Consider the following 23,939-nt stretch of genomic DNA (forward strand, 5'->3'; position numbering starts at 1 on the left):
CCGGATACCCCTGCGCGCCGCCATGGCGGTCGCCGCCGTTCTGCTGGCCTTCGGCGTGCTGCTCGTGGCGCATGCCGCCGGCGCGCGGGCCGACGACCCGATCTCCCTCGACCGGCAGGGGCAGGTGACCGATCGGGTCGGGGCCCTCGGGGAGCGGCGGGGGGACGTCGTCGGGGCGCTGGAGCGGCTCTACGCCGGGCACCGGGTGCAGCTGTTCGTGGCGTACGTGGACGACTTCTCCGGGCGGTCCCCCCAGAGCTGGGCCGACGCCACCGCGGAGCGCAACGGGCTCGGCCAGAACGACCTGCTCCTCGCCGTCGCCACCGGGGCGCGCCAGTACGCCTATTCGGCCGATGCCGACTCCGGGTTCACCGAGGCGCAGCTCGCCGCGGTGGCCCGGGACGCCGTCGAGCCGGCGCTGCGGCAGAACGACTGGGCCGGTGCCGCGATCGGCGCGGCCGACGGGTACGGGGCCGTGCTCGACGGCAGGCCCGTGCCCGCCCCCTCGATCACCCCGGGCGACCCCGACCCCGGTGCCGGGTCCGGGAGCGAGAGCGGTGCCGGGGACTACGTGCTGCCGGTGGTGGCGGTCGGCGCGGCGGGTGCGCTCGGCGTGTACGCGTACACCCGCAGCCGGCGCAAGAAGTCCGGCACCCCGGCCGGTACGACCGCCACCTGGGGCGGCTCCGCCCCGGGTCGGCAGACGGAGGAGCTCGACGCCCGGGCCAGGGCGCTGCTCGTCGGGACGGACGACGCGGTCCGCACCAGCACCGAGGAACTCGGCTTCGCCTCCGCGCAGTTCGGCGACGAGGCGGCCAAGCCCTTCACCGAGGCCCTCGCGCACGCGAAGGACGAGCTGACCGCCGCCTTCCGGCTGCGCCAGCAGCTCGACGACGCGTACCCCGAGGACGAGGCCACCCGCCGCCGGATGCTGGACGAGATCATCGCCCGCTGCACCGAGGCGAACCGGCGGCTGGACGCGGAGTCGGCGGCCTTCGACCGGCTGCGCGCGCTGGAGAAGAACGCCCCGGGGGCCCTGGAGGCGGTCGAGGCGCAGTTCCGCGACCTCACCGGCCGGGCCGGCACCGCCGAGGCCACCCTGACCGCGCTGCGCGGCCGGTACGCCGACTCGGCCTCGGCGCCCATCGGGGGCAACCCGGAACAGGCGAAGGACCGGCTGCTGTTCGCCACCACGAGCCTGGGCCTGGCCCGGCAGGCCGTGGACGCCGGGGACAACGCGCGGGCGGCCGTGCAGGTGCGGGCCGCCGAGGGCGCCGTGGACCAGGCCGGCACGCTCGTCGACGCGGTCGAGCGGCGCGCACAGGAGCTGGCCGAGGCGGCCGGGAAGCTCGACGGCGCGCTCACCGAGACCGAGACCGACCTGGCGGACGCGCGGGGGCTGCTGACCGGCACCTCCGAGGGGGTGTCGACCGCGGACCTGCGGGGCCGGATCGGCCGGGCCGAGGCGGTCCTGGCGGACGTGCGGCAGGAGGTGGCGGGCGGGAGGTACGACCCGATCGACGCGCTGCGCCGGGTGGAGGAGGCGGACGCGGCCCTGGACGAGGCGCTGGCCGGGGCGCGTGAGCGGGAGACCGGGAACCAGCGCGCCCGGGCCCTGCTGGACCAGGCGCTGCTGACCGCGCGGAGCGCGATCGGGGCGGCCACGGACTACGTCACGACCACGCGGGGCGCCGTCGGCAGCCAGGCCCGCACCCGGCTGGCGGAGGCGCAGCGGCACCTGGAGCGGGCCCGGGCCCTGGCCGGCCAGGACGCCTCGGGCGCGCTGGCGGAGGCGCAGCGGGCGGACGCGCTGGCCCGCGAGGCGCAGGAGCTGGCCGAGCGGGACGTACGGGGCTTCCAGCCGCCGTACGGCGGTGGCGGCGCGGGCGGCCGCGGGGGCGCCGTACTGGGCGGGATCATCCTCGGCGAGATCCTGCGCGGCGGGTCCGGGGGCTTCGGCGGAGGCCGGGGCGGTGGCTTCGGGGGCGGTTTCGGCGGTGGCTCCGGGCCCGGCCCGGGGTCGTTCGGGGGCGGGGGCACGCGGGGGCGCATGGGCGGCGGCGGCCGTTTCTGACGTACGCGTACGACCACTACGAGGAAAGCGATCCACGATGACCAAGCAGACCATCCTCGGCCGCGTCACCCAGCTAGCCAAGGCGAACATCAACGCGCTGCTGGACCAGGCGGAGGACCCGCAGAAGATGCTGGACCAGCTGATCCGGGACTACGGCAACAACATCTCGGAGGCGGAGCAGGCGGTCGCCACGACCATCGGCAACCTGCGGCTGATGGAGCAGGACCACCGGGAGGACGTGGAGGCGGCCGCCGAGTGGGGCGAGAAGGCGCTGGCCGCGAGCCGCAAGGCGGACGAGCTGCGGGCGGCGGGCGGGGCGGCGGACGCGGACCGCTTCGACAACCTGGCGAAGGTCGCGCTGGGGCGGCAGCTCCAGTCGGAGAAGGAGGCGAAGACGGCGGAGCCGACGATCGCGGCGCAGACCGAGGTCGTGGACAAGCTGAAGTCCGGGCTGGACTCGATGAAGGAGAAGCTGACGGAGCTCCAGGCCAAGCGGGACGAGCTGGTGGCGCGGGCGAAGACGGCGCAGGCGCAGAACACGATGCTGGACGCGGTGAAGAGCATCGACGTGCTGGATCCGACGAGCGAGATCAGCCGGTTCGAGGACAAGGTGCGGCGGGAGGAGGCGCGGGCGCTGGGCAAGGAGGAGCTGGCCGCCTCCTCTCTGGACGCCCAGTTCGAGTCCCTGGACGACCTGGGCCGCCAGTCGGAGATCGAGGCCCGCCTGGCGGCCCTGAAGAACCGCGCCGCCTGACCGTGGCGGTCCCGTGCCCGTGCCCGGGTCCGGTCAGAGCCACCCCCGGCAAGCAACCGCACCCGGCACGGGACCGGCAACGAACCGCACCCCGCACTGGGAGCGGAAGTCACCCGTACAGTTCCAGCAGTTGCTCCGCCGAGAGTTCGCCCGCGGCCGCGGCCTCGGCGCCCGGGAGGGCCAGGTCGAACCACACCGTCTTGCCCCGCGGGGTCCGCCGGCTGCCCCAGGACGTGCTGAGCAGCCCCACCAGTTGCAGCCCCCGGCCCCCCTCGTCGGTGTCGCGCGCCCGTCGCCGCCGCGGCTGCGCCAGGGCCCCGTCCCAGACCTCGCACACCAGCGTCCGGTCCAGCAGCAGCCGCAGCCGGATCTCGCCCTCGCCGTACCGCAGGGCATTGGTGACCAGCTCGCTGACCAGCAGTTCCGTGGTGTCCGCGAGGCCTTCGAGACCCCACGCCACCAGCTGCGCCCGGGCGAACTCCCGGGCGCGGCCGACCGAGAGGGCCTCCCGCGGCAGCGACCAGTCGCCGACCGCGTCGCCGGGCAGCCCCTGGACCCGCGCCATCAGCAGGGCGATGTCGTCCTCGCCGTGCCGGGTCTCCAGGCTGTTCAGCACGTGGTCGCAGACGTCCTCCAGCGGCCGGGAGGGGTCGGTCAGCGCTTCGCGCAGGCCCCGCAGCCCCTCCTCCAGGGTGTGGTCGCGGGATTCGACCAGCCCGTCGGTGTAGAGGGCCAGCAGGGCGCCCTCCGGAAGCTCCACCTCGACCTCCTCGAAGGGTTCGCCGCCCACGCCCAGCGGCATGCCGGGCGGCACCTCCAGCAGCAGTGCCCCGGCGTCCCCGCTCTCGACGAGCACGGGCGGCATGTGGCCGGCGTTGGCGATGGTGCAGCGCCGGGTGACGGGGTCGTAGACGGCGTACACGCAGGTGGCGAGGTACACCTCGGACAGGTCGGCGTCCCGGGAGCGGGAGGCCTGCGCGCCGCCCGGCGTGCCGAGGCCGCGGGCGACCTCGTCCAGCGCGGACAGCACTTCGGCGGGTTCCAGGTCCAGCAGGGCGAGGGTGCGTACGGCGGTGCGCAGTTCGCCCATGGCGACGGCGGCCCGCAGCCCGCGGCCCATCACGTCGCCGACGACGAGCGCCGTGCGGTGCCCGGGCAGTTCGATGACGTCGAACCAGTCGCCGCCGACCTCGGTGGCGGTGTTGCCGGGGAGGTAGCGGCAGGCGATGTCCAGGCCGGCGGCCTCGGGGTCGCCGGGGGGCAGCAGGCTGCGCTGGAGGATCAGAGCCCGTTCGTGCTCGCGGCGGTAGAGACGGGCGTTGTCGATGGAGACCGCGGCGCGGGCGGCCAGTTCCACGGCGACGGCCCGGTCCCGTTCGCCGAAGGGCTCGCTGCCCTTGGTACGGGAGAACTGGGCCAGTCCGACCACCGTGTCGTGCGCGACCATCGGCACGACGAGGGTGGACTGCACCAGGTCGTCGGGGCCGGAGCCCAGGATCAGCCGGGGCCGGGCGGTGCGCAGGGCGAGGGCGCCGGGCGAGGCCGCGGGGTAGCGGTGGATCTCGCCGACGGCGACCGGTCCGGCGGGTTCGGCCCCTTCGCCGACGGACGCGGCGGTGCCGGTCAGCGGGGCGTCGGAGACGGCGCTGGCGAAGGCGACGCGGCGCAGGGGGGCGGAGGGGAGCCGTCCGCCGGCGGTGCCGGTGGCGGCGGAGTACGGGCGCTGCGTGCCGGGACCCTGCCCGTGGCCGTGGCCGTGGCCGTGCGGGACGCGGCCGGGGCCGTCGTCGTCGCCCTGGAGCAGCCCCTGGTAGAGGTCGACGGCGGCGAGGTCGCAGAAGCCGGGGACGGTGACGTCGAGCAGTTCGCGGGCGGTGGTCTCCAGGTCGAGGGAGTTGCCGATGCGGGAGCCGGCCTCGTTGAGGAGGGCGAGGTTGCGGCGTACGCCGGCGGCCTCGCGGGCGGCGAGGTGGCGGCGGGTGACGTCGGTGCCCAGCCCGGCGACGCCGATGGGGCGGCCGGAACCGCCGTGGACGCGGTAGAGGTTGATGGACCAGTGGCGTTGCTCGCGGCTGCCGGGGGCGGCGCCGACGATGCGCAGGTCGGTGACGGCCTCGCCGGTCTCCAGCACGCGTTCCAGCGCCGCGGTCATGCGGTCGGCCTCGCGGCGGGAGAGGTAGTCGTGGACGGTGCGGCCGCGGTGGTCCTCCACGGCGCCGCCGAAGACGGTCGCGAACCGGCGGTTGGCCCGCTGGACGGTCAGGTCCGTACCGAAGAGGAGGAACCCGAACGGAGATTGGCCGAATATCGCCTGGGAGGCGGCGAGGTCGGACTCGATGCGCCGCAGGGCCCGTACGTCGACCACGACACAGAGCGCGGCCCGGTCGCCGTCCTCCGTCTCGGTGGGCATGACGTAGATCTCGGCCACCCCGTGCTCGCCGTCGCCTCCCGGGATCCGGAAGGGGACGAGGCCGGTCCACTCCTTGCCGTCGAGGATCTCGGCGATCTTGCGGTGACCGCCGGCCCGCAGCTCGGCGGGCATGAAGGCCTCGACCGGGTCGCGGCCGACCGCGTCGGCGGCCCTCAGCCCGAAGAGTTCCTCGGCGCGCAGGCTCCACTGGTCGACCAGCCCGTCGGGCCCGATCGAGAACGAGGCGACCCGTATGTAGTCATAGATCGAGCCGGGCGGACTGCTGTGCCACATGCTTTCGCGCCACAGTTCTCCGGGCACCTGGGTCTCTCGTGCCTGCGCAGGTATTTCGCTCACGCGACCGTCCCCTCCAGCTCACCGCAACCGGACCGGTCATGGACGAAGTATTCAGCACCACGGCCATCACCGGTACGGCGTTCTCGATCACAGCACGGTCTCGGTCGCCCCCGTGGCCCCGTCGGCACGGTGGCTGCTCCGGCCCGCTCGCGGTGATCTTCGGAGTCCCTTCACCTCTTTACTCACCGGGCAGCGCCAACTCGAACCACACGGTTTTCCCCGTCTTTCCGTGCCGGGTGCCCCAGCGCTGCGCGGAGACGGCCACCAGGTGCAGTCCCCGCCCCCCTTCGTCGTCCGGTGTGGCGACCCGCTCGCGGGGCGGATCCGGAAGCGGATCGGAGACCTCCACGAGCAGCGCGGGCCGCGGTACGGAGGCGTCGGTGGCCGGATCCCGCCGTACCAGCCGGACGCCGATCGGCCCGGACGCGTACCGCAGGGAATTGGTCACCAGCTCGCTGACCAGCAGGACGGTCACGTCGCCGACGGAGTCGAGACCCCACGTCCGCAGCGCGCCGCGGACGGCGTGCCGGGCGGTGCGGACCGCGCCGGGCTCGGCGGGAAAGGCCCACTCGGCGCGGTCGGCGCGGTCGCCTTCGGTCTCGATCACGCCGATCACTTCCCGGGCCCCGTGGGGCCCCAGTCCGGTTTTCAGAGGGACGAGATAGGGATTAATAGCGACATACCCGATATCCGGGGCGTCGTACCGCCCGGAGGCCCACCCTCCGGCGCACTGTGGCACGAACGGCGTACGCGCCCGGCCCCCGCGCCCCGCCCGGCGCACCGCGACGACCCTGCGCTCCCGGCCGTGCGCCGGGTGTGACCGGAGGGGAGGGTGGGGCGCCGGAGGGGAGGACGTGACGCCGGACCGGGCGGCGCGGCGCGGGATCGGGGCGCCGTGCCGGATCGGCCGGCGGTGCCGGGACGGGTGGCGGCGCCGGGGCGGGTGGCGCGGCGCGCCCGGGAAGAAGGGTCAGACCCGGCCGGCCCGCAGGCGGCGGCCCGCCTCCGCGACGGCGGGGCGGTCCTGGTCGAGCCAGTCGACGGCGTCGAGCTCGTCGGGGCCGAGCCAGCGCAGCTCGTCGTGGTCCTCCAGCGGCCGCGGCTCGCCGGAGACCAGGCGGGCGGTCCACACGTGCAGGACCAGCCCGGGCTTCAGGGGCCACTCCCCCGGCAGGCGCTCCAGCGGCTCGGCCTCGACGCCGAGCTCCTCGCGCAGTTCACGGACGAGCGCCTCGCGCCCGGTCTCGCCGGGTTCGGCCTTGCCGCCCGGCAGCTCCCAGCGTCCGGCCAGCTCGGGAGGGGCGCTGCGCCGTGCGGCCAGCAGGCGCCCGTCATGACAAAGGGCTCCGCCCACGACCACGCGTACCGTCATGGGCGGAGCCTATGGGATCTGTCGGGGGTCGTTCCGTGCGTCAGTTCTGCGTGACCGTCTGGCCGATCCGCTCGACCCAGTACAACTGCTTGTGGCCGCGGTCGTCGAGGCTGTCGGCGACCTTCTGGGCCTCGGCCCGGGTGGCGTAGCGGCCCACCCGGTAGCGGTTGCCGTTGTCGTCCTGCCGTATGACCAGCCACGGGAGCTCGGCACCGCTGTCGTTCATCGCGCTCCACCCTCCGCCGACGGGCATGCCCAGGAAACCGCATGATGCATATGCCTGAGCTTACGCCCGACCTTTACGGAGCGGATACGTGTTTTCACGAAGAGATACCTCACAGGCGTACGCATCCGGCCATGCGTACGACTGAGCCGCGTGCGCGGTGTCAGATCCGGCGCACGGACGGCATCGGAAGCACCACCGCTCCCCCCGCGCTCCCCTTGCGGCAGACGTCGCCGCAGGTGGCGTCGAGCGAGCAGCACAGCGAGCAGATGGCGCCCGACTGCACCGGGCAGTCGGCGATGTCGGGGAGCTCGTACGCCGTCTCGCAGACGGTGCACTCCAGGGTGGCGGTGACGTCGGGCACGTCGGCGTCCGGGCCGTTCACCGGATTCGGGCGCGCGAGGTAGAACTTCCCCTTCGTGGCCCAGGCGATCAGGGGGCAGAGCAGCAGCGCGACCCCGGCGGCGATGAAGGTGGAGAAGGCCTCGGCGTACCGGCCGAAGAGTCCGAAGAACGCGAGGATGGACAGCACGGAGGCGATGGCCATCGCCCCGAATCCGGCCGGATTCACCGCGTACAGGTAGGCCCGCTTGAACTCGATGTACGGCGGGCTGAGCCCCAGCCGCTTGTTGATGACGAGGTCGGCCGCCACGGCGGCGATCCAGGCGATGCCGACGTTGGAGTAGAAGCCCAGCAGCTTGCCGAGCACGGCGAACATGTCGAGTTCCATCAGCGTGAGCGCGATGGCGAGGTTCAGGAAGATGTACCAGACCCGGCCCGGGTGGCGGTGGGTGATCCGGGAGAAGAAGTTCGACCAGGACAGCGAGCCGCTGTAGGCGTTGGTGACGTTGATCTTGATCTGGGAGACGATCACGAACACGGCCGCGGCGGGCAGGGCGAGCGAGCCGAGCCAGGGGCGCAGCGCCTCGATCTGGGGGGCGATGGGCTCCAGTGCGTGGGTCTTGCCGACGGCTTCGAGGGCGACGAAGGCCAGGAAGGCTCCGCCGATCTGCTTGGCCGCGCCGATGACGACCCAGCCGGGGCCGGCGGCCAGGACGGCGAGCCGCCGGGTGCGGGCGTTCTTCTCGGTCCTGGCCGGCATGAAGCGCAGGTAGTCGGCCTGTTCGCCGATCTGGGCGATGAGCGAGAGGGCGATGCCGGTGCCGAAGCCGAAGCCGATCCAGGAGAAGCCGGAGCCGGCGCCCTCGGTGCCGCCGAAGTGGGTGAACTCCGCCCAGGAGCCGGGGGCCTCGAAGGCGAGCACCAGGAAGGGCAGCACCAGCCCGAGGATCCACACGGGCTGGGTCCAGGCCTGGAGGCGGGCCAGGGCGCCCATGCCGCGGAAGACGAACGGGATGACGACGAGCGTGGTGACGAGGTAGCCGAGCTGGACCGGCAGCCCGGTGGCCTGGTGCAGCGCCTGGGCCATGATCGAGCCTTCGAGCGCGAAGAAGATGAAGGTGAAGGACGCGTAGATGAGGGAGGTCAGGGTCGAGCCGAAGTAGCCGAAGCCGGCGCCGCGGGTGACCAGGTCCATGTCGAGGCCGTGGCGGGCGCAGGCGCGGGCGATGGGGATCCCGGTGAGGAAGATGACCACCGCGGCGGTCAGGATGGCCGCGATCCCGCTGGTGAACCCGTAGGCGAAGACGATCGAGGCGCCGATCGCGAAGTCGGCGAGGTACGCGATGCCGCCGAGCGCGGTGCCGGCGACCGAGCCGGGGGACCAGCGGCGGAACGAGTGGGGCGCGTAGCGCAGCGAGTAGTCCTCGCGGCTCTCGTCGGCGGCGAGCCGGGCGTAGTTGCGGCGCGGTCCTTGCCGCCGCCGGGTGTGGGTGGCCGTGTCCGTCATGCGGGGAAGGTAGGGCGGGTGCGTGACGGGCCGCCGCACGGCGCCGTTGCCCGGCGGTTACGCCGCCTGACGTCACGTCAACTCCCGGTTAACGCCCGCGGACACGGCGTCCGGCTACCGTACGCTCCGGCCGCGGCCGCCCGTACGCACCTGCCCGGCCCATCCGTACGCTCCCGCACCGGGCCCGCAGGCGGCCCGTAGGCGGCCCGTACCCGGCCCCGCCCCGCTACCGGACCGGCAGGTGGTAGGCCACGCGGTAGCGGTCCGCCGGGACGACGACGTCGGCGGTCTCGACCGCACGCCCGGAGGCGAAGTACGTACGGCCGATGACCAGCACCACGTGTCCCGGGACGCCGCCGAGCGCGAGGATCTCCTCGGCGAGCCCGGGGCGGGCGCCGACCTCCTCCACCACGTTGTCCACGACCACGTCGATCGCGGCCATCCGGTCCACGACGCCGCAGCCGCCCAGCGGCCCCTCCTCGGGCAGCATCACGGGCGTGCGGCCGGTGACGGCGAGGGGCTCCCAGGAGGTGGAGAGCATCATGGCCTCGCCGGCGTCGCGGAAGACGTACCGCGTGCACATCACGCGGTCTCCCGGCTCGATGCCCAGGCGCTTGGCGATCTCGGGCGGCGCGGTGGTCTGCTCGCTGCTGGACTCCCAGGTGCCGCGTGCCCCGCTGTCGGCCTGCTCCTGCCGGAAGGGGGTGGACGCGCCCCCCGTGCGGTACCCGGAGCGGGCCACGCGTCTGGGCACCGGCTGCTCCCGCACGTACGTGCCCGAGCCCGAGCGGCCCTCGACGAGGCCCTCCGCCATGAGGACCTTGCGCGCCTCCAGCGCGACCGTGTCGGACACGCCGTACTCCTCGCGGATCCGGGCCTGCGAGGGCAGCCGGGTGTGCGGGGGCAGGGACCCATCGACGATCTTGCGTCGTAGATCCCCCGCGACGCGCAGATAGGCCGGCTGCTCACCGAATGTCACGGGCCACTCCCATCAGGTTGACAGACAGCAACAGCCTGGCAACCGTCGGTTGTTGACCGCAAGCAAGGGCCAAGGATTCACCCAATGTGATGAAGGTGAGGTCGGGAAACCTGCGAAGCGGCCCTTACCGACAGTACAACGATCAAGCGTTTCCGGTCGCTTCGTCAACCGCCCCTTGACCAGGATGGTCCAGACCAATACGTTCCCCGGTGCACGGCCCGGCAACTCCCGTATCCGCGTTGGACGTCCGAAGGAAGCCCATGCGCCGCAGCACACTCGCCAGGCTGGCCGTAGCCGCCTGCTCCCTCTCCCTCCTCACCGCGTTCGCGCCCGCCGCCGGCGCGGACGACAGCGCCGACCGCACCGCGGAGCGCGCGACCGCGAGCTCCCACGCCCGGCACGCGTACAAGCGCGTCGGCTACTTCACCCAGTGGGGCGTCTACGGACGCGACTTCCAGGTCCAGGACCTCGACACCAGCGGCACCGCCGCCAAGCTGACCCACGTCAACTACGCCTTCGGGAACATCGGTTCCGACGGCAGGTGCGTCATGGGCAACATCCCCGGCGAGGCCGACGCCTGGGCCGACTACCAGCGCCCGCTGGACGCCGCGAACTCCGTCGACGGCGTCGCCGACACCTGGGACCAGCCGCTCGCCGGCAACTTCAACCAGCTGCGCGAGCTCAAGGCCAAGCACCCCGGGCTGAAGGTGCTGCTCTCCCTGGGCGGCTGGAGCTGGTCCACCCACTTCTCCGACGCCGCCCTCACCCCCGCCTCCCGCAAGGCCCTGGTCTCCTCCTGCCTCGACCTGTACATCAAGGGCAACCTCCCGCAGGACGGCACCCGCGGCGGCGCCGGCGCGGCCGCCGGCGTCTTCGACGGCATCGACCTCGACTGGGAGTGGCCCGGCTCCGCGGGCGACACCGACACGAAGTACCGGCCCGAGGACAAGCGGAACTTCACCGCCCTGGTCCGCGAGTTCCGCACCCAGCTCGACGCCTACGGCCGGACCGTGAAGCGGAAGTACGAGCTGTCCGCGTTCGTGCCGACCGCCCCCGCCAAGATCGACGCGGGCTTCGAGGTCCGGAAGATCATGCGCGACCTCGACTTCGTCACCCTCCAGGGCTACGACTTCCACGTCTCGGGCGAGCCCGTGACCGCCCAGCAGTCCGCCCTCCACGCCCGCGACGACTTCAGCGTGGACGGCACCGTCCGCGCCTGGCTGCAGCGCGGCGCCCCCGCCCGCAAGCTCGTGGTGGGCATGCCCTTCTACGGCCAGGGCTGGACCGGCGTCACCGGCGGCGGCGACGGCATGGGCCAGCCCGCGACCGGCCCCGCCCCGGCCACCTGGGCCCCGGGCTACGAGGACTACAAGGCCCTCAAGAAGCTCGCCGCCTCCGGCACGTACGAGCTGTACCGCGACCGGCGCGGCGGCCACGCCTGGCTCTTCGACGGCACCACCCTGTGGACGTACGACGACCCGCAGGTGCTGCGCCGCAAGTCCGCCTACGTACGCGCCCACGGCCTGGGCGGCGCGATGTTCTGGTCCCTCGACGCCGACACCCCCGACGGCGAGCTGATCACCGCCGTGGACCGGGGCCTGACGCGCTGACGGGACCACCTGCCAGACTCCGGTCCATGAGGAACTCGACCGTACGGACGGTGAACGGGCTCACCCGGCGGTGGGCCCGTTCGCTCGGCTCCGGGGACAACACCGTCTTCACGGCGGCCGGGCTCTGGCCGCTGCTCGCCCTCCTGGCCGACGGCGCCGGCGGACCGGCCCGCGACGAACTCGCGGCCGCGCTCGGCACACCGGCCGGGGAGGCGGCCGCCACGGCCCGGGAGCTGTTCGAGGGCCTCGCCGGAATCGGCGGCCTGGAGACCGCCCTGGGCCTGTGGACGCGCGCGGACCTGCCCCTGCGCGAGCGGTGGACCGCCGGCCTGCCGGAGGGCACCCGGGGCACCCTCACCGGCGTACCGGACACCGACCGGGCCGCCCTGGACACCTGGGCCAAGGAGCGCACCGGCGGGCTGATCGAGAAGATGCCGGTGACCGATCCGGCCGCGGCCCTGATGGTGCTGGCCTCGGCGCTCGCGCTCGACGTGTCCTGGCTGCACCCCTTCGAGCCGGTGCCGCAGCGGCCCGCGGACGGGCCCTGGGCGGGCCGTACGGTCGCGGGCCTGTACCGCCTGACGTCCTCCCTCGACCGGGTCGGCGTCGCGCAGACCCCGGCCGGCCCGCTCACCGTCCTCCAGGTCGGCGGCGCGACCGGGGTGGACGTCCACCTCGTACGGGCCGCCGAGGAGGTCCCGGCCGGCGAGGCCCTGGCGCTGGGCCTGGACGTGTCGACGGGCGTGGTCCCCGCCCTGCCGGGGGACCTGCTGCCCGAGGGGACCCCGGGGCCGGGCGTGACGGTGGGGACCGTGGCGGCGCTCTCCCCCGCGCCCTCGCTGGAGGTGCGGACCGTGGCGTTCGAGGTCACGGCCGAGCACGACCTGACGGAGCGGGCGCCGCTGTTCGGGCTGGCCACCGCGCTCCGGGACGGCGACCACTTCCCGGGGATCAGCGCGGCGCCGCTCGCGGTCGGCGAGGCCCGGCAGTCGGCGCGGGCCGAGTTCCACGCGGAGGGCTTCCGCGCGGCGGCGGTCACCGCGATCGCGATGCGGCCCGGGTCAGGCCCGCCGCCGGCCACGCACCGCGTCCGCCGGGTCCGGGTGGACTTCGACCGGCCCTTCGGGTTCCTCGCCGTGCACCGGGCCAGCGGGCTCGTCCTGGCCGCCGGCCGGGTGGCGGAACCGCTGCCGTTCCCGCAGCGGTCCCATCCGTCCGGCGGGGTCCTGCGCATGCCCTAGAAGGCGGGCAGCGGGGCGGGAACGCGGAAGGGCGGCCGCTCGTGGCGGCCGCCCCCTCACGCTGCCCGGGTCGGGGCGGGTGGCTCAGGGCCTCAGAACTGCAGGGCCCAGGAGTCGATCTTGCCGGTGTCGATGTTCGCGTTGTCGTTCACGCGCAGCTTCCAGGTCCCGTTCGCGACCTCCGAGGAGGCGTTGACCGAGTAGGTCTGGATGATGTTGTCCGCGCTGCCGCCGCTGCGGTTGTGCAGGGTGTAGACCGAGCCGTCGGGCGCGACCAGGTCGACCTTCAGGTCACCGATGTACGTGTGCTTGATGTCGACCGCGACGGAGAGGGTGGCCGGGGCGTTGCCCGGGACGCCGCTCACGGTGACCGGGGACTCCACGGTGGAGTTGTCGTTGATCGCGTAGTCGCCGGTGTTCTCGAACCGCGGCCCGGGCGGGGTGGTCGAGCCGCCGCCGACGTACAGCAGGCGGTTCGGGGAGCCGGTGCCGGGGCTGGTCACCACGTTCGGGGTGGCCGCGTTCACCAGGGCGGTGGACACCTGCGCCGGGGTGCTCGACGGGTTGCTCGCCAGGTACAGCGCCGCCGCGCCCGCCACGTGCGGGCTGGCCATCGAGGTGCCGGAGATGGAGTTGGTCGCCGTGTCGCCGCTGTTCCACGCCGAGGTGATCGAGGAGCCGGGGGCGAACAGGTCCAGGACCGTGCCGTAGTTGGAGTAGCTGGCCTTGGCGTCGCTGCTGGTCGTGGCGCCGACGGTGATGGCCTCGGTCACGCGGGCCGGGGACTTGGTGCTGGCGTTGGTGGACTCGTTGCCGGCCGCCACCGCGTACGTGATGCCGCTCGCGATGGAGTTGCGTACGGCCGTGTCGAGCGCGGAGTCGGCGCCGCCGCCGAGCGACATGTTGGCCACGGCCGGCTTCACGGCGTTCTGCGTGACCCAGTCGATGCCCGCGACGACCTGCGCGGTGGTGCCGGAGCCGGAGTTGTCCAGGACGCGGACGCCGACCAGCTTGACCTTCTTCGCGACGCCGTACGAGGTGCCGCCGACGGTGCCGGCGACGTGCGTGCCGTGGCCGTGGCCGTCCTGCGCGGTGTTGTCGTTGTCGATGGCGTCGTAGCCGTACGAGGCCCGGCCGCCGAAGTCCTGGTGGGTGATGCGCAGGCCGGTGTCGATGATGTAGGCCGTCACGCCCTGGCCGGCGAGGTCGGGGTACGTGTAGCTCTGGTTGAGCGGCAGGGCCTTCTGGTCGATCCGGTCCAGGCCCCAGGACGGCGGGCTGGGCTGGGTGCCGTCGATGGTGAAGCGGCGGTTCTGGACCACCGACTTCACGGCCGGGTCCGCGGCGAGCTTGCGGGCCTGCGCCTCGCTCAGCTGGACCGCGTAGCCGTTGAGGGCCTTCTTGTAGGTCCGGTTGATCTTCGCGCCGTACTCGCGGGCGATGGCCCGGCCCTGCGCGGAGTCGGCGGCGGCGCCGTCGAGGGTGACGATGTAGCTGCCGGATATGGCGCCGGGGGCGCCCGCGTTCTCGATCTGTCCCTCGGCGGTGCCGGCCGCGGTGGCGGGGAGCGCGGAGACCGCGCCGAGCACGAGCGCGGCGACGGCGGTCGCGCTGAGTCCTGCGAGTGTGCGTCGTCGTGGGCGCATCACGGACATGTGGGGGGTCCTCCTCGGGTGTGGGGATGCCGGAGTCCGGTCAGGGACATGTCAAGGACAGCGGTGCGCTGTCCCCAACTACCGGACGCCAACGCAAGGTTGACCCACCCCTCCGAGATCCCACAAGAGGACAACAGGCGCTTAACAGCCTTGCCGCACACCCGTCAAAAGATGGCAAAGGCCAGCCGCATAAACCGGTGCGCACGGCACCCCGCGGGACCCCGCCCGCAGGCCCCTACAGCTCCTTGCGCGGCGGCCCCTCCGCCTGCCCCGGACGGGCCTTCGGCGGCTTCGTCCGCACCTCGACCCCGCCCCAGAACGCGAAGCCGGTCACCACCACGCGCGGCGCCCCCGGCTCCGGCGCGCTCCCGGCCGTGCGCTGGTCGAAGGCCCCCATCACACCGACGCCCCGCACGTCCACCTCCACCCCCGGCGGCACGGTGATCTGGATGCCGCCCATGACGGCCACGCAGTTGAGCACCACCTCGCGCTCCGCGAACGTCGCCTCCCGCAGGTCGATCTCACCGCCGCCCCAGAAGGCCACCGCGTCGAACCGCGCCGGCACCGTCCAGCGGCCCTTGCGCTGGAAGCCCGACATCACGGCCACCGCCCCGGACGACGTGCCCGTCCCGCCGATCCGCGCGGGCCAGGACGACGCACCGGCCGGCACTCCCGCCGGCCGCGCCGCGTACGGCAGGGGCGCGGGCTCCCCGCCGCCCGGCGCGGGCAGGTCCCGGGTGAGCGGGGCCAGCTCGGCGTACGTACGCGCCGCGAAGGCCGCCTCCAGCCGCTCCTCGAACTCCCCCATGTCCAGGCGTCCTTCGGCGAGGGCGTCCCGCAGGCGCTCCGCCACCCGCTCCCGGTCGGCGTCCGAAGCCCGCAGCTCGGGCAGCTCGTCACTCATACCGTCCACCCTAGGACCTACACCCCGCCCCCGGCGTACATCCGTGCGATCACGTCCTCGATGTCCGGCTCCCGCACGGACAGGTCCAGCAGCGGGTACTCCGCCGCCACCGCCGCCACCAGCGGGGCCGCCGAATCCGCGGCCGGGAAGGCCAGCCACTGCCGGGGCCCCTCCACCTTCACCGTCCGCGCCCCCTTCACCACCACCGGCGGGAGCTCCCGCTCCAGCTCCACCACCAGCGTCCGCTCGGCACCGGCCACCTCGTGCAGACCGCCCAGCGGACCGTCGTAGACCATCCGCCCGTGGTCGATCACCATCACCCGCTCACACAGCTGCTCGATGTCCTGGAGGTCGTGCGTGGTCAGCAGCACCGTCGTGGCCCGCTCCGCGTTCAGCTCCCGCAGGAAGGACCGCACCTTCGCCTTGCTGATCACGTCCAGGCCGATGGTCGGCTCGTCCAGGTACAGCACCTCCGGGTCGTGCAGCAGCGCCGCCGCGATGTCCCCGCGCATCCGCTGCCCCAGCGACAGCTGCCGCACCGGCACGTCGAGCAGCGCGCCCAGGTCCAGCAGCTCCACGCACCGGTCCAGGTTGGCCCGGTAGCGGGCCTCCGGGATCCGGTACATCCGGCGCACCAGCGCGTACGAGTCCCGCAGCGGCAGGTCCCACCAGAGGGTGGTGCGCTGTCCGAAGACCACGCCGATCCGGTGCGCGAGGCGGTTCCGGTCCCGCGAGGGATCCACCCCGGCCACCCGCAGCCGGCCGCCGCTCGGCGTGAGGATGCCGGTGAGCATCTTGATCGTGGTGGACTTGCCCGCGCCGTTGGGGCCGATGTACCCGACCACCTCGCCGCGCGGGACCTCGAAGCTGATCCCGTCCACCGCCCTGACCTGCGTCTTCTCCCGGCGGAACAGGCCCGCCCGCCGTCGTACGTCGAAGACCTTCTCGACGTCGGCCACCTCGATCAGCGCCATCCCGGTCCTTCCTCGCACACCCCGTCGAACCCGCACCCCACCTGCCCGTACCGCACGCCCCGCCCCCCGCCCGTCAACTGCCCGTGCTCCGGTACGCCCGCAGCCCCGCCCGCCACGCGAACGCCGCCGGCACGAACGCCGCCAGCGCCACCAGCGGACTGACGAACGCCGCCCAGTCCGGCAGCCCCAGCGGATCCGGGCGCCCCAGCAGGTACAGCGCCGGCACCCAGTTCACGAAGGCCAGCGGCACCACGTACGTCACCCCGCGCACCACCTCCCGCGCGAACACGGTCGGCGGGTACTGGAGCATCGTCGTCCCCCCGTACGTGAAGGAGTTCTGCACCTCCGCCGCGTCCCCGGCGACGAACTGGAAGGCCGCCCCCAGCACGAACACCGCCGCGAAGATCCCCCCACCGGCCAGCAGCATCACCGGCACCAGCACCACCCGCGCCGCCGTCCAGTCCACCCCGGCCGCCGCCAGCCCCCACACCAGCACCACCGCGCCCTGCGAGATCCGCCCCACCCGGCGCAGCGCGAACCGGTCCGCGGCGACCTGCGCGAACACCGGCACCGGCCGCACCAGCATGGTGTCCAGCGCCCCCGTCCTGATCAGCGCACCCACCCGGTCCGAATTGCCCAGCACCAGGTCCGCCAGCCCCAGGGACACCGTCGTCGCCCCGTAGAGCAGCGCGATCTCCGGCAGCGAGAAGCCGCCCAGCCCGTCCACGTGCCGGAACATGATGTAGATCGCCACGAAGTCCAGCCCACTCGTGAGGAAACCGGCCACCACCGCGAGCAGGAACGACGCCCGGTACGCGAGCGTCGACCGCACCCACATCCCGACGATCAGCCCGTACCCCCGCACCGCCTCAACCACCCTGGACCACCACCTTCCGGGTCGCCGCGGACTGCACCAGCCGCCCCGCCCCCAGCAGCACCACCGCCCACCCCGCCTGGAAGCCCAGCGCCCGACCCGCGGCACCCGCCCCCGCGTGCGTCCCCAGCAGCACGTCCAGCGGCACCTGCAGCATCGCCGACCACGGCAGCAGGCGCACCAACTCCCCGAAGGCGCCAGGGAACACGGTCAGCGGCAGCAGCATCCCCGAGCAGAACATCGACACCAGCAGCGCCACCATGTTCACCCCCGCCCCGTCGAGCAGCCAGAACGTCACCAGCCCGACGATGAACCGCAGCGCGAAACCCACCACCATCCCCAGCCACACCGACACCAGGAACAGCAGCCAGCGCGCCGGATCCGACGGCAGCGCCAGCTCGAAGACCAGCGCCCCCGCGAGCAGCGGCACCACCCCCCGGCCCAGCAACTGGAAGGCCGCCCGGCCCAGATCGGCCGCCAGCCACCACAGCTGGAGGTCCGCCGGCCGGTACAGGTCCACCGCGATGTCACCCGTACGGATGCGCTCCTGCAGCTCCTCCTGGAAGCCGCCGCCGATCAGCGCCCCCGCCGCCAGCAGCGACTGGCTCACCCAGACGAAGGTCAGCGCCTGCGCCTGGTCGTAGCCGCCGAGTCCGGGCCGCTCCTGCCACAGCGCGGCGTACGTGTACGCCAGGATGAACCCGAACACGGTGTTCGTGAACACCCCCGCCGCCGTGGCCGTCCCGTACGTCGCGTACCGCCGGAAGCCCCCGGCCGCCACCGCCGCGTACAGCCGCACCTGCGACCACACCCCGCTCACTCCCTTCCGCGGTCCGCATCGTTATCCGGACGTGCGCGGGCGACGGGCGCAACCCCCTGACCGGGAAACCCGTCTGAACGCGTGCCCGAAACCGTGCCCCAAGCCCGTACCTGAACCCCTGTCAGCCAAAGCGAGCGAGCTTAGTGCGGCGGAGGGAACCCGCGCGACCGAATATCGGCCGACCGGCTCGCGACGTAGTTCCATGGGTACAGATCCACAGAAATCGCCCACCAGGGCGACAGAACACCCGGCCGAGGAGTCCCAGGAGACATGAGCAACGAGTCACCGCGGCGGGGCTGGACCCCCCGGGATCCGGACGCGCCGACCGGCCCCACCCCAGGCCAACAGGCCGCCGGACACCCCGGAAGACCCGGCCCCGCCCGGCGCCGCCGCACCGGCTGGCGCCGCCTCCTCCCCACCTGGCGCATGCTCCTCGGCGGCCTCACCCTGACCGTCCTGCTCATCGGCGGCGCCCTCGTCGCCGGCTACCTCCTCGTCGACATCCCGCCCGCCAACAAGGCCGCCACCGCCCAGAGCAACGTCTACCTCTACGCCGACGGCACCCAGCTCGCCCGCGACGGCGAGGTCAACCGCATGAACGTCCCCCTCGCCCAGGTGCCCAGGAACGTCCAGGAAGCCGTACTCGCCGCCGAGGACCGCGACTTCTACAGCGAACGCGCCGTCGACCCCAAGGCCATGGTCCGCGCCGCCTGGAACACCCTCACCGGCAAGGGCAAGCAGTCCGGCTCCACCATCACCCAGCAGTACGTCAAGAACTACTACCTCGGCCAGGAACAGACCATCGAGCGCAAGGTCAAGGAGTTCTTCATCGCGATCAAGCTGGGCCGCGAGGAGACCAAGGAATCCATCCTGGAGGGCTACCTCAACACCAGCTACTTCGGCCGCAACGCCTACGGCATCCAGGCCGCCGCCCAGGCCTACTACGGCAAGGACATCAGCCGCATCACCACCGCCGAGGGCGCCTACCTCGCCACCCTCCTCAACTCCCCCAGCGCCTTCGACGTCGTCGCCCACCCCCAGCAGCGCGGCCGCGCCGTCGCCCGCTGGAACTACGTCCTCGACGGCATGGTCAAGAAGAAGTGGCTCGACCCCGCCGAACGCGCCGCCACCACCTTCCCCGAACCGGGCAAGGTCCGCGCCCCCTCCGGCATGTCCGGACAGCGCGGCTACCTCGTCGAAACCATCCGCGACCACCTCCTCGCCACCAAGGTCATCGACGAGTCCGACCTCGCCGCCGGCGGCTACCGCATCACCACCACCATCGACCGACGACGCCAGACCGCCTTCGTCGAAGCCGTCCAGGACCAGCTGATGAGCAGGCTCGACCCCGACCGCCCCGAGGACCGCGTCGTCCGCGCCGGCGGCGCCTCCATCGACCCCGCCACCGGCAAGGTCGTCGCCCTCTACGGCGGCATCGACTACACCAGGCAGTACGTCAACAACGCCACCCGCCGCGACTACACCCCCGGCTCCACCTTCAAGCCCCTCGTCCTCACCGCCGCCGTCCAGAACGAATCCACCACCCAGGACGGCCGCCGCATCACCCCCAACACCCTTTACAACGGCGACAACCGGCGCCCCGTCCAGGGCTCCGCCATCGCCTACGCCCCCGAGAACGAGGACCAGCGCTCCTACGGCGACATCACCGTGCGCGAGGCCACCAACGACTCCGTCAACACCGTCTACGCACAGATGGCCGTCGACGTCGGCCCCACCAAGGTCAAGCGGACCGCAATCGACCTCGGAATGCCCGAAGACGTACCCGCCTTCGACGCCGTGCCCGCCATGGCCCTCGGCACCCTCCAGGCCAGCGTCCTCGACATGACCCAGGTCTACGCCACCCTCGCCGACCACGGCCGCCACACCCCCTGGACCATCGTCGAGAAGATCACCAAGGACGGCGACTCCGTCCCCCTCCCCCGCCGCACCCCCCGCCAGGCCGTCACCCGCGAGGCCGCCGACACCACCACCGCCGTGCTGCAGGGCGTCGTCGAGAGCGGCACCGGCACCGCCGCCCTCGCGGCCGGACGCCCCGCCGCCGGCAAGACCGGCACCGCCGAGGAGGACAAGGCCGCCTGGTTCGCCGCCTACACCCCCGAACTCGCCACCGTCGTGGCCGTCATGGGCCAGGACCCCGACGCCGGCACCCTCCAGCCCCTCTACGGCGCCCTCGGCGAGGCCCGCATCAACGGCGGCGGCTACCCCGCCCGCATCTGGGCCGCGTACACCGCGGCCGCCCTGGAAGGCACCGACCCCGTCGACTTCGACCTGGAACTCCAGCCGGGCGCAGCCTACGTACCGCCCGCCGAGCCCACCCGCACCCGGGGCCCCGACCGCGAGCGCCCCGGCCGCAACCAGGGCCAGACCGAAGGCCAGACCGAAGGCCGGAACCAGGGCGGCCGCAACCAGGGCCAGAGCCAGGGCGGGACCGGCGGGAACAACGGGGGGAACGACGGCGGCACCACCGACGGAGCCACCACCGGCACCACGGGCGGCACCACCACGGGCACCACCGGCTCCACCACCACCGGCACCGACGGAGGCGGCACCACGGGCGGCACCACCGGAGGCCCCGGCGGCACCGACACCGGCGGAACTAGTGACCCGAGGTCGCCTTCAGACCCACCACGGCCACCAGCAGTAGACAGATGAAGAAGATCCGGGCGGCGGTCACCGGCTCACCCAGCATCACCATGCCCAGCACCGCCGCACCGGCCGCGCCGATCCCCACCCACACGCCGTACGCCGTACCGATCGGCAGCGACTTCGCCGCGTACGACAGCAACACCATGCTCGCCACGATGCCGGCACCGGTGAACACGCTCGGCCAGAGCCGCGTGAACCCCTCCGTGTACTTCATGCCGACCGACCAGCCGACCTCCAGCAGACCGGCGACGAGAAGAAGAACCCAGGCCATGACGGCACCTCCGGAACGAGAGCGGAACGGGGTGCGTCGTCTTGTCCTACCCGGTACGGCGCGTCTCGTCGGGGTTCCAGACCACCGTAGCAAAACACGAAAAAAGGACCGGTGACCCAGGTCACCGGCCCCTCTCCGAAAGACTTCCCGCAGGTCCGGGCTTCCTACAGGTACAGGCCGGTGGAGTCCTCCGACCCCTCCAGCCGCTCCGCGGCCACCGCGTGCAGGTCCCGCTCGCGCATCAGCACGTACGCCACACCCCGCACCTCCACCTCGGCACGGTCCTCGGGGTCGTACAGCACCCGGTCGCCCGGCTCCACGGTCCGTACGTTCTGACCGACCGCGACCACCTCCGCCCAGGCCAGCCGCTTCCCCACCGCGGCCGTCGCCGGAATGAGGATGCCGCCGCCGGAGCGGCGCTCGCCCTCGGGCGAGTCGGACCGGACCAGCACACGGTCGTGCAGCATCCGGATGGGCAGCTTGTCGTGGTGGGTGGGGTTCTCGCTCACGTGACGAACCTACCTGTCCGCGCCCGCCCCGCGCCCCCCAGGGTCACCCGCGCCTGCGCCGCACGGACACGGCCAGCAGGCCCACCAGCCCCACGGCGAGCATCGCCACCGGCACGACGCGCTCCAGGCGCGGCGCACCGTCCTCGTGGCGCAGGCCGTCCTTGAGGTCGGTGACCACCCGGTTCACGGCGGCGAAGGCGCGGCCCGCGGTCTCGTCGACCGTCGAGGCCACCCGGGCCTTGGCGTCCCCGATGATCGTCTGCGGGTGCATGCGCACGCCGATCTCGTCGAGCGTCTCCGCGAGCTGCTCGCGCCTGCGGATGATGTCCGCCTCGATCTGGGCGGGGGTCCTTACATCCGACACCGCGCTGCCTCCGTGATGGTCGTGGGTGGGCGTAGTCCGACGTGGACAGTCTGTCAGCTTACGCTCGTGCCGTACGGATCCCCTTCCGAGGAGACTTGAGGACATGAGCGAGCGACTCCAGCCCGGCGACACGGCTCCCGCCTTCACCCTGCCCGACGCGGACGGCAACGAGGTCTCGCTGGCGGACCACAAGGGCCGCAAGGTGATCGTGTACTTCTACCCGGCCGCCCTGACCCCCGGCTGCACCAAGCAGGCCTGCGACTTCACCGACAACCTGGACCTCCTGGCGGGCGCCGGCTACGACGTCATCGGCGTCTCCCCGGACAAGCCGGAGAAGCTGGCCAAGTTCCGCGACAAGGAGCACCTGAAGGTCACCCTGGTCGGCGACCCGGACAAGGAGGTCCTGGCGGCGTACGGCGCGTACGGCGAGAAGAAGCTGTACGGCAAGACGGTGACCGGCGTGATCCGCTCGACCGTGGTGGTGGACGAGGAGGGCAAGGTCGAGCGCGCCCTCTACAACGTCAAGGCCACCGGCCACGTAGCCAAGATCATCAAGGACCTGGGCATCTGACCCAGCCCTCCCGGAAGGGCCCGCACCGGTACGTCCGGCGCGGGCCCTTCCGCATACCGGGCGCAACCATCCGCATACCGGCTCGTTACTCCATCCGAGCGCCGCACACGCGGCCGGGGAGGGAACACGATGCCGGAAAGCCCGTACACGAAGGACCCCCTGACAGAGGCGGCCCGCTCGTCCCGCACGCTGACGGAGGCACTGGAGAAACTGGGCGCGGACCCGAAGAGCGGCACGCGGTACTACATCCGCGAACGCATGAAGAAGCTCGGCGTCGACACGTCCCACTTCGAGCGGGAGGGCACGAGGTGGACGAGGGAGGTGCTGGCCGAGGCGGTCGCCGAGTCGACGAACATGTGCGAAGTGATGAGGCGCCTCGGACTTGAAGTCGTCGGGGGTCATCACACGCACATCAGCCGGCGCGTGAAAGCCTTCGGCATCGACACCTCGCACTTCACCCTGCCGTCGTCGGCCGGCCGCCCGAAGACCCGCCGTACACCGGAAGCCTTGCTGGTGAGGCAGGAGGGTCCACACGCGCGCCGGGCGCAGAGCGGGCAGCTGAAGCAGGCTCTCACGGCACTCGGCGTGGCCGAACGCTGCCGGATGTGCGGCACGGCGCCGACCTGGCGCGGCCGCCCCCTGCCGCTGGAGGTCGACCACATCGACGGCGACTGGCGCAACAACCGTCCCGAGAACCTGCGCCTGCTCTGCCCCAACTGCCACTCCACGACGGACACGTACCGCGGCCGCTCGAAGGGGCGGCGGCGATGACCTCCGGGAACCGCTACACACGAGAAGTCCTCGCGGAGGCCGCGGAGCGTTGCGGCAGCATCGATGAAGTCATCTCGCTCCTCGGCACCAAGCCGTACGGCCGGCTCGGCCGCTACCTGCTGGCGAGGTTCGACCACTTCGGGATCGACGTCTCGCACTTCGCACGCCGGCGTCACGGCGCGCGGGTCAAGCCGGACGGGCGGACCCTGCGCGAGGCCGTGGCTTCCTCCCATTCACTGGCGGGAACCCTCCGCCGCCTGGGCCGCCCCGACTCGGGAAGCAACCGCTCCGTCCTGAAGCAGTGGATCCGCGAGGACCGGCTGTGCACGGCCCATTTCCTAGGGCAGGCACACATGCGGGGCAAGCCGGGACCGACCTCGTCGAGGACGGCGGCGGACATCCTCGTCCGACACGACCGGAAACAGCGCACCCGTACCCACCTGCTCCGCCGAGCTCTCGACGAGATCGGTGTACCGGCCCGCTGCGCGGAATGCGGGACCGCTCCCGAGTGGCAGGGCCGCCCCCTGACCCTGGAGGTCGACCACGTCAACGGCGACTGGCGTGACGACCGGGCCGAGAACCTGCGGCTGCTGTGCCCCAACTGCCATGCGGTGACGAGCACATGGTGCCGTGGGGGCAGGCGCAGCCGATAGGCCTTCTGGGGAGTGCCCGTACGTCCATCGGGCGCAG

General features: G+C 72.9%; 22 protein-coding genes and 1 riboswitch. Of the genes, 8 read left to right on the forward strand and 14 right to left on the reverse strand.

The genetic code is table 11. The features are described 5' to 3' along the window. The first annotated feature begins 22 nt into the window (after nucleotides 1-22). Both ACIQUR_RS26145 and ACIQUR_RS26150 read left to right on the forward strand, forming a co-directional pair. On the forward strand, nucleotides 23-2,074 hold the full coding sequence (locus ACIQUR_RS26145) for a TPM domain-containing protein (RefSeq protein WP_403669110.1): 2,052 nt from the start codon (nucleotides 23-25) through the stop codon (nucleotides 2,072-2,074). Nucleotides 2,075-2,111: 37 nt separating this feature from the next. Then, nucleotides 2,112-2,828 carry a PspA/IM30 family protein gene (locus ACIQUR_RS26150; RefSeq protein WP_403668797.1) on the forward strand — a complete coding sequence of 239 codons (717 nt, stop codon included), beginning with the start codon at nucleotides 2,112-2,114 and terminating at the stop codon, nucleotides 2,826-2,828. Between the two features lie 109 nt (nucleotides 2,829-2,937). Here the strand turns inward: ACIQUR_RS26150 and ACIQUR_RS26155 are convergent, their stop codons facing one another. The 6 genes from ACIQUR_RS26155 to ACIQUR_RS26180 form a co-directional block, all read right to left on the reverse strand. Further along, nucleotides 2,938-5,532, reverse strand: a complete 2,595-nt coding sequence (locus tag ACIQUR_RS26155) for a SpoIIE family protein phosphatase (RefSeq protein WP_403669113.1) — start codon at nucleotides 5,530-5,532, stop codon at nucleotides 2,938-2,940. Nucleotides 5,533-5,773: 241 nt separating this feature from the next. Next, nucleotides 5,774-6,211, reverse strand: a complete 438-nt coding sequence (locus tag ACIQUR_RS26160; protein ID WP_403668800.1) for an ATP-binding protein — start codon at nucleotides 6,209-6,211, stop codon at nucleotides 5,774-5,776. A gap of 354 nt (nucleotides 6,212-6,565) precedes the next feature. Beyond that, nucleotides 6,566-6,967, reverse strand: coding sequence for a (deoxy)nucleoside triphosphate pyrophosphohydrolase (locus ACIQUR_RS26165; RefSeq protein ID WP_403668803.1), 402 nt, complete (start codon nucleotides 6,965-6,967; stop codon nucleotides 6,566-6,568). A gap of 40 nt (nucleotides 6,968-7,007) precedes the next feature. Further along, on the reverse strand, nucleotides 7,008-7,193 hold the full coding sequence (locus ACIQUR_RS26170; protein WP_403668805.1) for an SPOR domain-containing protein: 186 nt from the start codon (nucleotides 7,191-7,193) through the stop codon (nucleotides 7,008-7,010). A 160-nt stretch (nucleotides 7,194-7,353) separates the two neighbouring features. Beyond that, entirely contained in the window at nucleotides 7,354-9,039 is a 1,686-nt protein-coding gene (locus tag ACIQUR_RS26175; protein WP_403668808.1) for a purine-cytosine permease family protein, read from the reverse strand. Nucleotides 9,040-9,265: 226 nt separating this feature from the next. Further along, a complete protein-coding gene (locus ACIQUR_RS26180) occupies nucleotides 9,266-10,018 on the reverse strand; it encodes a GntR family transcriptional regulator (protein ID WP_403668811.1) in 753 nt (250 codons plus the stop codon). A 260-nt stretch (nucleotides 10,019-10,278) separates the two neighbouring features. On the opposite strand from ACIQUR_RS26180, the gene ACIQUR_RS26185 reads away from it, so the two are divergent. After that, nucleotides 10,279-11,628: a glycoside hydrolase family 18 protein gene (locus ACIQUR_RS26185; protein ID WP_403668813.1), complete on the forward strand. Its 1,350-nt coding sequence runs from the start codon at nucleotides 10,279-10,281 to the stop codon at nucleotides 11,626-11,628. A 26-nt stretch (nucleotides 11,629-11,654) separates the two neighbouring features. Then, a complete protein-coding gene (locus tag ACIQUR_RS26190) occupies nucleotides 11,655-12,869 on the forward strand; it encodes a serpin family protein (protein WP_403668816.1) in 1,215 nt (404 codons plus the stop codon). A 92-nt stretch (nucleotides 12,870-12,961) separates the two neighbouring features. Here ACIQUR_RS26190 and ACIQUR_RS26195 read toward each other — a convergent pair whose 3' ends face one another. The 5 genes from ACIQUR_RS26195 to ACIQUR_RS26215 all read right to left on the reverse strand — a co-directional run bounded on the left by ACIQUR_RS26195 (nucleotide 12,962) and on the right by ACIQUR_RS26215 (nucleotide 18,075). Further along, nucleotides 12,962-14,524, reverse strand: coding sequence for a S8 family peptidase (locus ACIQUR_RS26195; protein WP_403668819.1), 1,563 nt, complete (start codon nucleotides 14,522-14,524; stop codon nucleotides 12,962-12,964). Between the two features lie 235 nt (nucleotides 14,525-14,759). Next, the gene (locus ACIQUR_RS26200; protein ID WP_403668822.1) at nucleotides 14,760-15,428 is read right to left on the reverse strand and encodes a DUF1707 domain-containing protein; all 669 of its coding nucleotides are present in this window, start codon (nucleotides 15,426-15,428) and stop codon (nucleotides 14,760-14,762) included. A 17-nt stretch (nucleotides 15,429-15,445) separates the two neighbouring features. Further along, nucleotides 15,446-16,402, reverse strand: coding sequence for an ATP-binding cassette domain-containing protein (locus ACIQUR_RS26205; RefSeq protein ID WP_403668824.1), 957 nt, complete (start codon nucleotides 16,400-16,402; stop codon nucleotides 15,446-15,448). A gap of 73 nt (nucleotides 16,403-16,475) precedes the next feature. Next, nucleotides 16,476-17,279 (reverse strand): ABC transporter permease, encoded by an 804-nt coding sequence (locus ACIQUR_RS26210; RefSeq protein ID WP_403668827.1) that lies wholly within the window; start codon nucleotides 17,277-17,279, stop codon nucleotides 16,476-16,478. Then, the gene (locus ACIQUR_RS26215; RefSeq protein ID WP_403669116.1) at nucleotides 17,272-18,075 is read right to left on the reverse strand and encodes an ABC transporter permease; all 804 of its coding nucleotides are present in this window, start codon (nucleotides 18,073-18,075) and stop codon (nucleotides 17,272-17,274) included. Before ACIQUR_RS26215 ends, ACIQUR_RS26210 begins: the two co-directional genes overlap by 8 nt. 291 nt (nucleotides 18,076-18,366) lie before the next feature. Here ACIQUR_RS26215 and ACIQUR_RS26220 point away from each other — a divergent pair, with 291 nt between their 5' ends. After that, entirely contained in the window at nucleotides 18,367-20,769 is a 2,403-nt protein-coding gene (locus ACIQUR_RS26220) for a transglycosylase domain-containing protein (protein ID WP_403668830.1), read from the forward strand. On the opposite strand, the gene ACIQUR_RS26225 is transcribed toward ACIQUR_RS26220, so the two are convergent. From ACIQUR_RS26225 to ACIQUR_RS26235, 3 genes are all read right to left on the reverse strand, one after another. After that, nucleotides 20,714-21,034, reverse strand: a complete 321-nt coding sequence (locus tag ACIQUR_RS26225; RefSeq protein ID WP_403668833.1) for a DMT family transporter — start codon at nucleotides 21,032-21,034, stop codon at nucleotides 20,714-20,716. The two genes, ACIQUR_RS26220 and ACIQUR_RS26225, sit on opposite strands and share 56 nt — an antisense overlap. A 30-nt stretch (nucleotides 21,035-21,064) precedes the next feature. Beyond that, nucleotides 21,065-21,128, reverse strand: a riboswitch (guanidine-III (ykkC-III) riboswitch). 70 nt (nucleotides 21,129-21,198) lie between these two features. Beyond that, entirely contained in the window at nucleotides 21,199-21,543 is a 345-nt protein-coding gene (locus ACIQUR_RS26230; RefSeq protein ID WP_399944862.1) for a GroES family chaperonin, read from the reverse strand. Between the two features lie 43 nt (nucleotides 21,544-21,586). Next, on the reverse strand, nucleotides 21,587-21,907 hold the full coding sequence (locus ACIQUR_RS26235) for a DUF3618 domain-containing protein (RefSeq protein ID WP_403668836.1): 321 nt from the start codon (nucleotides 21,905-21,907) through the stop codon (nucleotides 21,587-21,589). Between the two features lie 103 nt (nucleotides 21,908-22,010). Between ACIQUR_RS26235 and bcp the strand changes: the two genes are divergently transcribed. The 3 genes from bcp (at nucleotide 22,011) to ACIQUR_RS26250 (ending at nucleotide 23,902) form a co-directional block, all read left to right on the forward strand. Then, on the forward strand, nucleotides 22,011-22,478 hold the full coding sequence (gene bcp, locus ACIQUR_RS26240) for a thioredoxin-dependent thiol peroxidase (RefSeq protein WP_403668839.1): 468 nt from the start codon (nucleotides 22,011-22,013) through the stop codon (nucleotides 22,476-22,478). Nucleotides 22,479-22,607: 129 nt separating this feature from the next. Beyond that, nucleotides 22,608-23,249, forward strand: coding sequence for an HNH endonuclease signature motif containing protein (locus ACIQUR_RS26245; protein WP_403668842.1), 642 nt, complete (start codon nucleotides 22,608-22,610; stop codon nucleotides 23,247-23,249). Next, the gene (locus ACIQUR_RS26250) at nucleotides 23,246-23,902 is read left to right on the forward strand and encodes an HNH endonuclease (protein WP_403668844.1); all 657 of its coding nucleotides are present in this window, start codon (nucleotides 23,246-23,248) and stop codon (nucleotides 23,900-23,902) included. Before ACIQUR_RS26245 ends, ACIQUR_RS26250 begins: the two co-directional genes overlap by 4 nt. Nucleotides 23,903-23,939: the final 37 nt, after the last annotated feature.

Source organism: Streptomyces sp. NPDC101132, from assembly GCF_044759225.1.
Lineage (GTDB): Bacteria > Actinomycetota > Actinomycetes > Streptomycetales > Streptomycetaceae > Streptomyces.